At 37.6% G+C, this 13,719-nt stretch carries 15 protein-coding genes and 1 riboswitch; of the genes, 4 read left to right on the top strand and 11 right to left on the bottom strand.

Annotated elements, in window-relative coordinates; translation table 11 throughout:
* Positions 1-84: 84 nt before the first annotated feature.
* Positions 85-264: an aspartyl-phosphate phosphatase Spo0E family protein gene (locus tag DS745_RS22605; RefSeq protein WP_129080501.1), complete on the top strand. Its 180-nt coding sequence runs from the start codon at positions 85-87 to the stop codon at positions 262-264.
* A gap of 82 nt (positions 265-346) precedes the next feature.
* On the opposite strand, the gene thiM is transcribed toward DS745_RS22605, so the two are convergent.
* Positions 347-1,159: a hydroxyethylthiazole kinase gene (thiM, locus tag DS745_RS22600; protein ID WP_129080500.1), complete on the bottom strand. Its 813-nt coding sequence runs from the start codon at positions 1,157-1,159 to the stop codon at positions 347-349.
* A 28-nt stretch (positions 1,160-1,187) separates the two neighbouring features.
* Positions 1,188-1,352, bottom strand: a complete 165-nt coding sequence (locus DS745_RS24750) for a hypothetical protein (RefSeq protein ID WP_161568358.1) — start codon at positions 1,350-1,352, stop codon at positions 1,188-1,190.
* Between the two features lie 648 nt (positions 1,353-2,000).
* On the opposite strand from DS745_RS24750, the gene DS745_RS22595 reads away from it, so the two are divergent.
* Both DS745_RS22595 and DS745_RS22590 read left to right on the top strand, forming a co-directional pair.
* Complete coding sequence (locus DS745_RS22595) at positions 2,001-2,984, top strand: glycoside hydrolase family 43 protein (RefSeq protein WP_129080499.1); 984 nt, start codon at positions 2,001-2,003, stop codon at positions 2,982-2,984.
* Positions 2,985-3,114: 130 nt separating this feature from the next.
* Complete coding sequence (locus DS745_RS22590) at positions 3,115-4,302, top strand: chromate transporter (protein WP_129080498.1); 1,188 nt, start codon at positions 3,115-3,117, stop codon at positions 4,300-4,302.
* Positions 4,303-4,355: 53 nt separating this feature from the next.
* On the opposite strand, the gene DS745_RS22585 is transcribed toward DS745_RS22590, so the two are convergent.
* From DS745_RS22585 to DS745_RS25540, 5 genes are all read right to left on the bottom strand, one after another.
* Positions 4,356-4,553: a hypothetical protein gene (locus tag DS745_RS22585; RefSeq protein WP_129080497.1), complete on the bottom strand. Its 198-nt coding sequence runs from the start codon at positions 4,551-4,553 to the stop codon at positions 4,356-4,358.
* 129 nt (positions 4,554-4,682) lie between these two features.
* Positions 4,683-4,805 carry a hypothetical protein gene (locus tag DS745_RS25420; RefSeq protein WP_277750948.1) on the bottom strand — a complete coding sequence of 41 codons (123 nt, stop codon included), beginning with the start codon at positions 4,803-4,805 and terminating at the stop codon, positions 4,683-4,685.
* Positions 4,806-4,850: 45 nt separating this feature from the next.
* Positions 4,851-5,099: a hypothetical protein gene (locus DS745_RS22580; RefSeq protein WP_129080496.1), complete on the bottom strand. Its 249-nt coding sequence runs from the start codon at positions 5,097-5,099 to the stop codon at positions 4,851-4,853.
* Between the two features lie 218 nt (positions 5,100-5,317).
* Positions 5,318-6,949 carry a hypothetical protein gene (locus DS745_RS22575; protein WP_129080495.1) on the bottom strand — a complete coding sequence of 544 codons (1,632 nt, stop codon included), beginning with the start codon at positions 6,947-6,949 and terminating at the stop codon, positions 5,318-5,320.
* 250 nt (positions 6,950-7,199) lie between these two features.
* A complete protein-coding gene (locus DS745_RS25540; protein ID WP_421721849.1) occupies positions 7,200-7,397 on the bottom strand; it encodes a DUF5658 family protein in 198 nt (65 codons plus the stop codon).
* 264 nt (positions 7,398-7,661) lie between these two features.
* Positions 7,662-7,707, top strand: a riboswitch (PreQ1 riboswitch).
* Positions 7,708-7,795: 88 nt separating this feature from the next.
* On the opposite strand from DS745_RS25540, the gene DS745_RS22570 reads away from it, so the two are divergent.
* The gene (locus DS745_RS22570; RefSeq protein WP_129080494.1) at positions 7,796-8,425 is read left to right on the top strand and encodes a queuosine precursor transporter; all 630 of its coding nucleotides are present in this window, start codon (positions 7,796-7,798) and stop codon (positions 8,423-8,425) included.
* Between the two features lie 45 nt (positions 8,426-8,470).
* On the opposite strand, the gene DS745_RS22565 is transcribed toward DS745_RS22570, so the two are convergent.
* The 4 genes from DS745_RS22565 to DS745_RS22550 form a co-directional block, all read right to left on the bottom strand.
* Positions 8,471-11,044 carry a cyanophycinase gene (locus tag DS745_RS22565; RefSeq protein ID WP_129080493.1) on the bottom strand — a complete coding sequence of 858 codons (2,574 nt, stop codon included), beginning with the start codon at positions 11,042-11,044 and terminating at the stop codon, positions 8,471-8,473.
* Between the two features lie 184 nt (positions 11,045-11,228).
* Positions 11,229-11,708, bottom strand: coding sequence for an antibiotic biosynthesis monooxygenase family protein (locus DS745_RS22560; protein WP_129080492.1), 480 nt, complete (start codon positions 11,706-11,708; stop codon positions 11,229-11,231).
* Between the two features lie 20 nt (positions 11,709-11,728).
* Positions 11,729-12,355 carry a fumarylacetoacetate hydrolase family protein gene (locus tag DS745_RS22555; RefSeq protein ID WP_129080491.1) on the bottom strand — a complete coding sequence of 209 codons (627 nt, stop codon included), beginning with the start codon at positions 12,353-12,355 and terminating at the stop codon, positions 11,729-11,731.
* A 135-nt stretch (positions 12,356-12,490) separates the two neighbouring features.
* Positions 12,491-13,690, bottom strand: coding sequence for a phosphoglycerate dehydrogenase (locus DS745_RS22550; RefSeq protein WP_129080726.1), 1,200 nt, complete (start codon positions 13,688-13,690; stop codon positions 12,491-12,493).
* Between the last annotated feature and the right edge of the window lie 29 nt (positions 13,691-13,719).

The following is a 13,719-nucleotide window of genomic DNA, read 5'->3' as shown; positions in this document are numbered from 1 at the left end:
TCATTTCAGGATAATTTGTTTTGAAAATAATGTAAAAAGTGGTATATTAGTAGTATACTAATATTTGGGAGGGTGAAAAAAGTCATGACTGCAAAGTTCATTAAGGAACTAGAAACTACCACCGAGATTGAATACGTCAGATCTAAAATGATCGCAACAGGAATGAAAAAAGGCTTACACCACCCTGCTACTGTTCGTTTAAGTGATAAGCTTGATAAATTATTAAATAATTATAGCCCCAAAAATAGAATGAACTTAAATTAAACTACATATAAAAAGGTTTGTAGCAGTTGCTACAAACCTTTTATGTTTACTCCTCATTTTTTCTAGGAATACAAGCCATTCGTTAACTTTCTATCTTTGAAATTCTACTATGTTTGCCAATCTCTTCTTTGGTAACGTTAGCTAATTGGTTAAGTAATTCGATTTGAAAGCTCCCTGGTCCGCTGTGACCTACCTTTTCTGCAGCGATTTCTGCGGCAACACCGTAAAAGGATAATGCGGCTACAGCTGCATGAATGCGCTGATCAGTTATGCCAGCAAACGCAGCTATAACAGAACTCACTAAACAGCCAGTTCCAGTTACTTTTGTTAAGATTGCATCGCCATTGCTCACTAGAAAAGTCTCGTTCCCATCCGTGACGACATCATCTTTTCCAGTAACGACAACTACGCAGTCTAATTTACGAGCAGCTGTTTGAGCTAGGTTTACGACATCTCCTCCATCCTCTTGACTATCTACACCTTTTATTAGCCAATTTTGACCAATCACATTGGCAACCTCAGCACTATTTCCTCTTAAAATATCTACTTTCACTGTTTTTAATATTCTTTGGACAGTTTCGGTTCGATATGGTGTAGCTCCTGCACCAACTGGATCTAGGATGACTGGTACACCTAAATGATTGGCTGCAGTACCCGCAATTAGCATGGCTTCAACCTGGGTACTTGTTAATGTTCCAATATTGATGACTAATGAGTTTGCGATTTTAACCATATCTGCGACTTCTTCCACTGCATTTGCCATTACAGGTGAAGCCCCCATGGCTAAAAGTCCGTTTGCCACAAAGTTGGCAACTACAATATTTGTAATATTATGCACTAATGGCTTTTCTTCTCTGACTTGTTCTAAAAGTTTTGAAATATCCGTATGCTTCATTGTTTATCCCCTTCGTAGCATTTTTTCCTTATTTTACTTTACTTTCTTCATTTTGGCGATCAGTTCGGTTGGAATTAATGGTTAACGTATTTAAATGTCCAACGTTAACCACCGATATTTTCTTAAAACCTAATAATCCGATTCCCACTCCGACGAGGATGCCAATTCCTATGTATAATCCTTTTTCTTTCATGTTTCATTCCCCCATTATTTGTTTATTTATAAGGCTCTTTTCGTAAACAATGTTTTATCCTAAAAAATTATCGGAAAAATACCCTAGAGAAGATATCATCCAATAAATTATGTAAGAAAAGAGCAATACTTACTAAATTAGTTGTGGATTTTAAGTATTTTGTGTAAAAATCCGGCTTTTGGGATTTTTACGAAAGCAACGAACTTTGCTAAAACAGCCATTTATAAGGCTCTTTTCGTAAACAATGTTTTATCCTAAAAAATTATCGGAAAAATACCCTAGAGAAGATATCAGCCAATAAATTAAGTAAGAAAAGAGCAATACTTACTAAATTAGTTGTGGATTTTAAGTATTTTGTGTAAAAATCCGGCTTTTGGGATTTTTACGAAAGCAACGAACTTTGCTAAAACAGCCATTTATAATATTATATAATTTTCTTTCATTAAGTTAGACCAAAATGGAAAATTTATAGTAGTTTCCATTACATTCGGCAATACTAGTAAGCGTCAACCTGAATTTTACTTCATTAATTCAACATCATACCCGTAAAAAGTATATATTTTCGCATAGAGGTATTGATTGGCAAAATGTAAGCGTTACAATTAACTCGAGTAATCTTAGTAAATTTATCATTAAGGAGAAGATACCATGGAAAAGAAAGTACAACCAAATACACCGTTAGTTACACATATTTATACTGCAGATCCTTCTGCTCATGTGTATGAAGGGAAAATCTACATATATCCGTCTCATGACCTTGATCATGATGGAGAGTCAAATGATAATGGCGACCAATACAAAATGGAAGACTACCATGTCTTATCATTAGACAATTTTGATTCACCTGTTGTTGATCATGGGCAGGTATTACATGTAAAAGATATTCCTTGGGCAAGTAAGCAATTATGGGCTCCTGATGCTGCATTCAAAAATGATACATACTACTTATTCTTCCCTGCTCGTGACCATGACGATATTTTCAGAATTGGCGTAGCGACTAGTTCATCACCAGCTGGTCCATTCACACCACAAGAAAACTATATGCCTGGTAGCTATAGTATCGACCCTGCAGTATTAGTTGATGAAGATGATAAAGCATACATCTATTTTGGCGGACTTTGGGGTGGCCAATTAGAAAAATGGCAAACAGGAACATTTGTTGCTGATGCGCCAGACCCTGCTCTAGATGGACCTGCGTTAGGGCCAAGAGTAGCTGAACTTTCTGATGACATGCTTACGTTTAAAGAAGAACCAAAAGAAATCTCAATTGTTGATGAAAATGGCAACCCAATTTTAGCTGGTGACGAAGACCGCAGATTTTTCGAAGGTCCATGGGTTCATAAGTATAATGGTTTATACTATCTTTCTTATTCTACTGGAACAAAACACACAATCGTTTATGCGACAAGTGAAAACCCTCAAGGACCATTTACGTTTAGAGGGAAAATCCTTGAGCCAGTAATCGGTTGGACAACTCATCATTCAATTGTTCAATTCCAAGATAAGTGGTATTTATTCTATCACGATTGCTCTCTATCAGATGGAGTTAACCACAAACGTTCTGTTAAGTATACAGAAATTAAGTACAACGAAGACGGAACAATCCAAACAATTGATCCTTATAAAGAATAATCATCAAAGGCTAACTCATTGATTTGGGTTAGCCTTTTTCATGTTAAAATTTTGTAAAAGTTGTGAGTTCTTCATTGCTTAAATCAAGAGCATTTTGGTAGGATTAATATACAGTCAGGAAGGAGATATTATGGAACAAAAAATAACGTTTAAATCATTACTCGAGATTTTACTTGTCTCAACAAGGCTTGGTCTTACTTCCTTTGGGGGACCAATCGCACATCTAGGTTATTTTCATGAAGAATACATAAGTAGAAGAAAATGGATGGATGAAAAAAGTTATGCTGATTTAGTAGCTCTGTGTCAGTTTCTTCCTGGACCTGCAAGTAGTCAGGTTGGGATTGGTATAGGTGTGATGAGGGCAGGCGTCATAGGTGGTATCCTTGCTTTTATTGGGTTTACGCTACCTTCTGTTGTTGCCTTAATTATTTTTGCACTTCTCTTACATTCTTTTGGATTTGAAGATCTTGGTTGGATCCACGGCTTGAAAATTGTTGCGGTTGCCGTTGTTGCCCATGCCATTTTAGGAATGGCGAAAAACTTAACTCCTGATTTAAAACGAAGAACGATTGCCTTGGGAGCTGTGGTCTTAACGTTGTTATGGCAAACGGCCTTGACTCAGGTTGCCGTTATATTAGTGGCTGGATTTGTAGGTTTCCTTCTTTACCGACAACAAACGATTGATGATCATTCTGCAGGAGCAAAGTTCCCGATTAGTCGTCGTTTAGGATTTATTTGTTTATCTTTATTCTTTGGGTTGTTAATTGTGCTTCCAATCTTAGCTGAGGCAACCAAATTAAATTGGGTAATCCTTTTCGATAGCTTCTATCGTTCTGGTTCGCTCGTGTTTGGTGGCGGGCATGTAGTATTACCTTTACTAGAGCGTGAATTTGTCCCTACTGGCTGGTTATCGGAAGAACAATTCCTTGCTGGATACGGTGCAACCCAGGCTGTTCCTGGTCCTCTCTTTACGTTTGCGGCTTATATCGGGGCTGTTATTGGTGGTTGGAAAGGCGGTTTATTAGCAACCATTGCGATCTTTCTACCAGCTTTCTTACTTATCATTGGTACATTGCCATTTTGGGACGGACTACGTCGTAACACGAAAGTCAAAGGTGCTCTAATGGGAGTAAACGCCGCTGTCGTCGGAATTTTAATTGCTGCTCTTTATTACCCAATCTGGACGAGTTCGATTTTAACAACGACTGATTTTGCTTTTGGGGCTATTTTGTTTAGCATGTTGGTGTTTTGGAAGCTGCCACCTTGGGTGATTGTGTTAACAGGGGCAATTGGTGGATTTGTCTTGTCGTTATTTTAATAGAATAGCAATAAAAAAGTCACTATCAATACAGTGACTTTTTTTTGACGTTACTAGCTCTTGATCAACTTCATTCCAAACGTTAAAATTTCATTGCTATTTTTTAATAGAAATCCATAACTCTTCGTATAATCAATAACAATGTCCCTGTCTAAATGGCTAACCACCAATGGCTCTATTAAGACTGTTATCTCATCGACCCTAAAAGTCTCAACATCTACTACCTGCTCAACCTGAGCAAGTTCATACACATACGTGGCACCTCAACCAGTTGTACGAATTTCATTTACCTTAATCACTGGTTCAATACCAAGTGTACTGATCAACTGCTCTTTCGCGCTTTTAGTTATCTGAACTTTCATCGTCTCACCTCAAATTCACTATTGTTCCGGATATAACCTTTTTAAATCATTTTTAAACTCAGGATGAATTTCAATCTCTGGACGTACTGCCTTTACAATTTTCTCCGCTTCTTCAATAGAAGCAGCCGCCTTTAACTCCATTAACACACCGATGGCCACACTACCTGTGCGACTCTTTCCACCTTTTCAATGGAGGACTACTTTTTTTCCTTGTTCGTAGGCACGAACAACGTGGCCTATGGCTTCGCGTAGTAAATGCTCTTGATTAGGTTGACCATCTACTAATGGTATGAGGATATCCTTCGTTTCGGATTTGTCAGCTTCTGCACGCAAATCAACTATTACTTGGATATCTTCTTTTTCTAAAACGAAAGGTAACGCAGGCAATCCGCATACAAAAATACCATTTATAAGGGTTTGGTAATCGTTGTTCATAGAAAATTTCTCCTTTTAAAAACATATCAGGGTTTATTCTAAAGAGCGTGTCTTCCTTTATAATAAAGCTTCTCTAAAAAAAGATAAAGGATCTTGAACTTGATTCCTTTCTACTTAGTTTCTAGTGACACTGTTTTTGTTCGAGTAAGTAAATGTGAGAATTACCTATAAAAAAAATCATCTAAGATCAAAGATCCCAAATGATTTTTGGTAAACTATTAGTTTAGGTTAATCTGTTGAGATGCACCTGTAAGAGCATTTTCTGTACCTACACTTGAAACGCTCATAACAAACACACGGTAATTAACATCTCTTTCAATTTTTCTACCACCAGTATCTTTGGCATTATGGGCTAACACTTGTGAAATATTTGTTCCTTTTTTCGCAAACGTTGTGTAATTCCCACTGGCTACTGCATTAGCTTTTGCTAGATCGAAAGAAGTTGCTTCTGAATTTCTAACAACAAAAATGCGATATTCAGCTACAGTCGATTCATCTGCTACTTTTGTAAATGAGACTTGAAGGTCACGACCGTCACCATGATTATTAACATCTGAAACAGCTAGGTTAGTAACTGCAGGTGTAGTGAAATTATAATATAAAGTAATCGGTAGTGAATGATTAGAAAGCTCATGAGTATGATGTTGACCAACAGTTAATACGAAAACATGGTATGACGTATTATTTACAATTCTCGCACCGTAAACATCATTGGCTGTTGAAGCTAATGTTGTTACCAGGTTTGCTCCTGCTTTTTTTACAGTTGTATAATTTGAAGGTGAAACTTGTAGGGCTGTAGTTAAAGAGAAGTTATTAGCATGGACAGTTGGGACGACCATTACTCGGTACTCTCTAACATTTGTTTCATCTCTTGGGATCGTAAACTCAACCTGAAGATCACGCCCGTCACCAAAGTCGGCAACGTCTTTCGCTAAAACATTTGTTACTTTTAAGTCTGCCGTTCCGTTAAGTAACATGAATGTTGTCGAAGGTAAAGATAAGGCACTACCAAATCCAGTTTTTCCAACAGACATAACAAACACTTGATAGTTCACGTTATTACCAATTAATTGACCATCTGTATCTCTTGCCGAAGATCCTAATGTTTGGGCGATATTAGCTCCTGTTTTTGCAATTGTTGTATAATGTTTGTTTTCGATTGCGTTTGCTAATTGAAAGTTTTTCGCTTTGTCAGATTTCACAACAAACACGCGGTAGTGTTCTAAGTTCTTTTCGTCAGCTAACTTTGTAAAACTTATGTGTAAATCACGACCGTCATTAAAGTTACCTACATCAGCAGTTCTTACGTCAGTAACAGAAAGGATACTTTCTTCATAACCACTTAAGGTAATGTCTTTCTTAGCTTTTGATAACACATTTCCTTTTGCTTTTTCTTTCCCTTTGCCTTTCCCATTGCCGTTACCTTTTCCCTTTTCATCTCCTTTGACAGATAAGACGAAAATAGTGTAGGAAACATCGTTAGTAATTAGTGCTCCATCAGTATCTTTTGCTGTTGAACTAAGTGTTGTTTTAATGTTTTTTCCATTAGGTGCCACTGTGTAATTCTTATTTTTGTTCGCTGCTTCTAAATCAAATTCTCCAGCTTTAGAGGCTTTTGCAACAAAAATACGATATTGATCATACTTCCCTTTGTCTTTTGCCACGTTAAAATGTACTTCTAAGTCACTACCGTTACCGTTGTTTCCTACATCCTTACCTTTAATGTTGTTGATTGTGTCTGATTTTCCGTTTGAGTGTGGAGCATGATTTGCAGCTAATGATTGAAAAGGAAAGATAAATAAAAACACCAACCCTAACAAGAATAGCTTCTTAACTAATTTCTTCGACATATAAACCCTCCTAATTGGTAATGAAAGATAAATCTTTCTATTGGACCTTACGTATGGTAAGACGTTTATGGAGGGGGTAAGTTTCTAATTTTTATTAAAATAGGAATATAATACCAAAGGAAAATGTTGAGGTAGATCAAGAGACTCAGAAGTATTGATGTAAAGATGACATATGTATAGGTAAAAAATTCCTAAATGCAAGTGGTAATGGTATTATCTCTAACTAGAATATGATTAAAGGATGTTTTTCTCATCCGATAACAAAAACTAACCCATGTAAAACCATTACTCCAGTATATAAACTAAGTGCAATTAGAGTTAAACTAGTTACAATCAAGGATGGTGGGCGGTCTTTAAAGCCATAGCAATTAAGCAGTAATAGGCCTATTGATAAAAAACTCTTGAGTGTATAAAAATAAATTGGACTCTTGTCCCAAAGAAGTTGCATCAAAGAGTTCCCTCTAAAAATAACCTAAGTGTAAGCCTATACCTGTTAACAGCATGTCTACTAAGTTCCCTATCGCTAAATAGAAGAAAAGTCGTTTCGTTAATCTAAGTTTCATCATCATCTATCACTGCCCATCCTTATTAATAAACAGCATGTCCAAACTTACGAAACTTTAGAAAGCACCAAAACAAACATCAGTTATCTTTTTGATGATTTTTTTAAAAGATCATGCTATAGTATTCTAGTGTTTAACATTGAATGAAATAAGAAGAGGTTCTAGCTCAAACCCTCTATAAAAAACTAAGGTTGTTGAACTATGTCCTTAGGGGTATAGTTTTTTATTTTGCCCTTCTTCTTTATTCATTCCTAGTATTCTTTATGAAGGGATTGAAACAATTATGTTACTTTATTTAAACGCTCTTTTCGTGGGGCTATTGGTCATATCCAATATCATTAGTGTGAAACTATTTGATTTAGGTGGATTAGCGATACTACCTGCGGCAGCAATAGTCTATGTATTTACGTATCCTTTGACAGATGTAATTGGAGAGGTATACGGTAAAAAGGCTGCAAGCCAAACGGTGAATGCGGGGTTTATTACACAAGTGTTTTCTAGTGTATTTATCTTAATTGCAATCTATTTACCTCCAGCTGAATTCTTCGGACTACAAGGGGAATTTGAAACAATCTTAAGTGGTAGTTTTCGCATTATTATCGCTAGTTTAATTGCCTACGTGATTAGTCAAAACCTTGATGTAATCGTTTTTCATCGGTTGAAAGAAAAGCACGGAACCAAAAAATTGTGGCTTAGAAATAATAGTTCTACGATGGCTAGTCAATTAGTGGATACAACTATTTTCATCACCATTGCATTTTATGGCGTCCTCCCTACTTCTGCTTTATTAGGGTTAATTGTTACTCAGTATCTATTTAAAATGGTCGTGGCATTCGTTGATACTCCGTTAGTCTACTTACTCGTAAAACTTGCGAGAAAAAGCGAAGCCAAAGATCAGAAATTGGCTGCGTGATAAAAAAATCCCCTGTGCGAAACTTTGCACAGGGGATTTTAGTGTTTAGTTGCGTGGCTCCTTCTCCGCTAAATTTGGAATAATATCTAAACGTAAGCTATCAATCGTAAAGGCTCCATTTGAGTGGTATCCTTTTGTCCTCGGCGCTTTCCTGAACAGTAACGTAAATCTTGGGTTATTTTCAGATGTATCACCATAGGCAATAGCATATGGACTTCCTACTAGGTGGGTCATGACCTTCGTTGTTTCGTATGCTCCGAAAATATTCGTTGAGTCATAGTAGCTTTCAAACATTGGTCTAGTGATCAGTGGTTTGCTAGAAGTAATCTTATTAGTTTTGAAATGGTAGCTATCTCCTGACGTTAAATAATGAACCTTCAAGCCTTCTACTTGAAATAAACTTTCTGCTCCGTAAGTCGCTTTAGATCCATCAATAATAAACCCTCCACGTTGACCTATTACTGTAACCACATTTTTATGGAACATCATCGCTGTATTTTCATCTGGCCCAAAGCCATACGGCTGGTTTGTGTCTCGCATTCTCACGACTAGACGGCCCAGGCGACCTCTTGCATCAAAATGAGAGTCCATAATTCCTTCTGCTATGAAACCAAACCCTGGCTCAATCCCATTTCCTCCTGGTGTATTGCTACGTAATTCTGAATAGCTCGTGCCACCACCAAACATAGGGTTACTCTGAATATGGGCACCAGCACTTGATCCACTAATGACACCCCCAGAAGCATAAATACCTCTTAATGCAGTTAACACCGGTGTATCCGTGCCATCATCGTTAAGAAATGACCTAGCATGCCTTGATTGGTCTCCACCGTTTAAAAATACTGCAGTTGCGCTATTTATTAATGCGATATTGTCTGGATTAAAAGCTTCAGTATGATAGTTATCAACACCAATTGGAATGAAGACTGGTGTTAATCCATACGTGTAATAGAGTCTCTCATAAGACATAAAGCTTGGTGTATCAGAGTAGTAACTATTTCTTGCTACTGCTGAACTTGGGCTCGCTGACCCTACAAAAGCGATCGTTGGAAACTTTCCACCGGCATGCTTTCGTAGCTGTTCAAAAAATTCCTCATTATTGTCCTGTAACGATCCTCCCACAGCGATTGCAGTACCGTCCGTTTTCACTCGATTTCCAGCTGTATCTCTAACGTTATTTTTATAGTCAATGGTGGCATAATTCCCTGCCACTATCTTCGTTTCTGGGATGGTAATGATCGCCACATCACGACCATTCTCTTTTGTCCATTGTACCGCATGTTTGTTAGGACGAACAGGAATTACAGCTTGGGATGCACCGCCGTGAATCGTAATTCTATGAGCAAATTCTACTAAATTAGTGATCTTCTTTGTTTTCTCGCTCATTGGCTTGTTAAAGGTTACGTGTAGGGTTGTAATGTTCCCTGTTGGTAAGCTTGCAATCGCTCCTACTGGTTGAAACGTGTCAGCAATAGCTTTATCTGAACCTGCTGGGTTAGCTTTGTTTTTTATATGATCTGTAACCTTATCTGTATAGTGAAGTTCTAAGGTCTGACCGACCTTTACTTTCGTTTCAGGTAAAGTAATCTCAACGATACTGTCTAATAACCAGTTTACTGTATTTGGGTTTGAAGAAATCGGTATTTCGGAAACGATTTTGTCTCCGTCTTTTACATAAGCGGCTGTTAATATCTCTTGAATGTCAGTAATCGCTCTAGTGTCCCTATGCATTGGTTTATCAAAGAAAACTCTTATGTTCGTCTCTATTCCTTCTGTTAAGTGACGAACCATGCTATTAGGTGGGGTTAAATCGCCAACTAATACCTCACCAACACCGTAGGCGACAACTGAGTATGTAGCCGACTCAATGACTACATAGGTGATTTGGACTACACCAAACCCTTGTGCTGTTACTCTACCAGAGGAATTAACAGTTGCAATAGAATGATCACTACTCGCCCATAAAATTCTTTCGGAACTAGTCGTTTGATGGTGCCCTACAGGTGAACTTGTTTCACCAACATCAATGACATTGTAGGTCACTGGCTTTACTTCTGCTTCCTTAACGGACGATAGCGATCCTTTCAGTGTGTTCGTCAAAGGACTAATACTTTCGTATAAGTTTCTACTTCCTGACGTACCACTTGAATAAATCGTCATAGCAACGGCAAACTTTTCAGTCTCGCTTAACAGAGTCCAACTAGGTGGATTTAGCTGATGTAACTCATTAATCACAAAATCAACACCATCGCTCCAATAAATAATGTCATTTACTTTTCCTAAGAAAATTCCCTGTTTAATCGCATAAGCTAAGTCTTCCTCATTCTCATAGCCAGGTCCACGAAGATCTAAGACAGCTTGAGCGGCCTCAGTTCTACCAGTACCGGTCAGTGAACTCCAGGTAAATAGGTTTTCTGCAATTAATATTTCGTGGATCTGATTTCTTGTGGAAGCTAGATTAATACGTTCTAGGAGTGATTGTGATACTTCGGTTACGTTCAGCTCTTCAGTTGTAACATCACTAGTGGCAAAAGAGACGGGTGAGGATAATAATAATGGACTAGTTACTAAACTCAAAACTAATAGCACGGCAAAAAATTTTCGAAATATACTAGACATATGTTAACCTCCTTTTTCTTGTTTCACCTTCTTTCTTGCAATAATTATGCCAATTTTCAGTCTTTTTAACATAGGCGGTCTTTCCGCGCTTTCACCATGTTAATACCCATTAAACGCAACCATTTATAGCCAACAACAACAAAACAGAACCAACTATAAAAAGCCAAAAGCAAATGCTTTTGGCTTAGTTTGAAACGTTATATAGCTCGACAAACGAAGGTCGTGGAAAGATTTGTGGTTGTTGTTGGTCAATCCCCTCACTTGTGCCACGCTTCTTATGAGCATGCTGGTATGCATTGGAGGTTTTCCAGTTTTCAAAGTCTGCCTCTGATTCCCAGAACGTCATAATAATGTATGTATCAGAATTCAATGGTCGGCAAACTTTAATTGCCACAAACCCAGGTTCGGCTTCAATTTTTCTTGCGCGGTTTTGAAACCTTTCTTCAAAAGTTCCTCGTCCTTCGTCACTCACAGGAATGTTATTAAACACGCCAAACGCATGACTTTTCAAAGGATTAACCGCATCAAGCACTTCGTATTTCATCACATCATCAGCTAGTTCTAACATCTGCTCACTTTCAAGGAGGTACTTCACTTCGTTTTCTCCTTTTAATGTGAGTAATTCCTGATCTTCAATTGGTTCATGTAACAGGTAAATAAACATCTAACCACTCCTACCATTTATTATTTCAATATGACTTTACTTTGACCAACAACCTCTTCTCCCCAGATAAGTGAAAATTGATCACCACTCGTAACAGGACCAACCCCTTCAGGAGTACCCGTAAAAATGATATCTCTTTCAGCTAAGCCGAAATGTTCCGCAGTAAAATCGATAATTGTTTGCAGATCAAAAATTAAGTCAGTGATAGACCCTCTTTGAACTTGCACACCATTTTTTAATAATGAAAAGGTTGTTTGCTTACAAGCATCCTCTCCAGGAAAAAGGAAAAACGAACTTAATAGGGCTGAGTTTGGAAACCCTTTTGCTAACAACCATGGATGCCCTTTTTTCTTGAGTTCGCTTTGAACATCACGGAGGGTGAAATCAATACCAATGGCCATCTGATCAATGATTTCCTCAATCGTTATTCCTTTATAATAGGGCTTCCCTATTTTTACTACGAGTTCAACCTCGTAATCGATTTGACCACGACCCGCGGGAAGCATAACATCGTCTCCATTTGCATACACTGCAGCGTGTGTTGGCTTGGAAAATAAGAAAGGTGATGTAGGCACTTCATTATTTAATTCTTTCGCGTGTAGTGCATAGTTTCTACCAACACAATAGATGTTCTTTATTTCTGTCATATTAACCTCTCCTACTAAAATGTTTTTTTGGAGATAACTTATTTCATACACCTTAAATTTAGCATAATTTACTAATGTTTCAAAATTATTAGTACAAAAAAGCTAGCTACAGAATAGCCAGCTTTTCACCAATATTTAAATAAACCGTACAGAAACAATTCCTTCAATTTGTGTAAGTATTTCTTCTAATGCAGGAATACTATTATTCTCTACTTTACTATCAATATCAATCATTGTATAAGCGTAGTCTCCACGGCTTCTATTAACCATGTCTGCAATGTTTAAATGATAGTTTGAGATCGCTGATGTAATTTGTCCGACCATATTTGGTACGTTCTTATGAAACGCTGCGACACGAGGCTTTCCACTATATGGTAGAGAAACGTTTGGAAAGTTCACTGAGTTTTTGATATTCCCTGTCTCTAGATAGTCCTTCAACTGGCGAGCAGCCATGATCGCACAGTTTTCCTCTGATTCTTGTGTTGATGCACCAAGGTGTGGAATTGGCACAACATTTTTCATTTTGAGGACATTTTCATTTGGGAAATCTGTAATGTATTTACCAACTTTTCCACTCTCTAATGCTGCCGCCATATCTGTTTCATTCACTAAACCATCACGAGAAAAATTTAAGATGTGAACATCATCCTTCATCAGACTAAATGTTGCTTCATTAAACATCCCTCTTGTATCATCCGTAAGTGGTACATGTACAGTGATGAAATCTGAATGAGCGAACAATTGTTCTATCGTCATAGCACGATGAACAGTACGAGACAAATTCCAAGCCGTATCAACGGAAATAAATGGATCAAAGCCGATGACTTCCATATCTAAATTCAATGCATCATTTGCGACAAGTGCACCGATTGCTCCTAAACCAATGACACCAAGCGTCTTCCCTTTAATTTCTTTCCCAACGAATTGCTTCTTCCCTGCTTCTACAAGCTTAGGAATTTGGTTGCCTTCTGCTTCTAATGTTTTTGCCCAAGCAACTCCGTCAAATAAGTTACGAGATGAAGCGATGAGTGTTGTTAATACAAGCTCTTTTACTGCGTTGGCATTTGCTCCTGGAGTATTGAATACAACAATCCCTTGCTCTGTACATTTGTCGACAGGAATGTTATTCACCCCTGCCCCAGCACGGGCAATTGCTTTTAGTTCACGGTTTAACTCTAATGAATGCATGTTAAAACTACGTACAACAATGGCATCGGGATGTGCAGTCTGGTTGTCAATGGCATAGTGTCCGTTGTTAAATACATCTAAACCACTTTCAGCAATATTATTTAATGTCTTCACCGTTGTTAATTTGTTTAAAGTAATTGTGCTCATCATTTCTACCTCTTTCAATTCGTATTTTA

The organism is Anaerobacillus alkaliphilus (genome assembly GCF_004116265.1).
Lineage (GTDB): Bacteria > Bacillota > Bacilli > Bacillales > Anaerobacillaceae > Anaerobacillus > Anaerobacillus alkaliphilus.
This window is presented reverse-complemented; position numbering and strand designations above follow the sequence as displayed.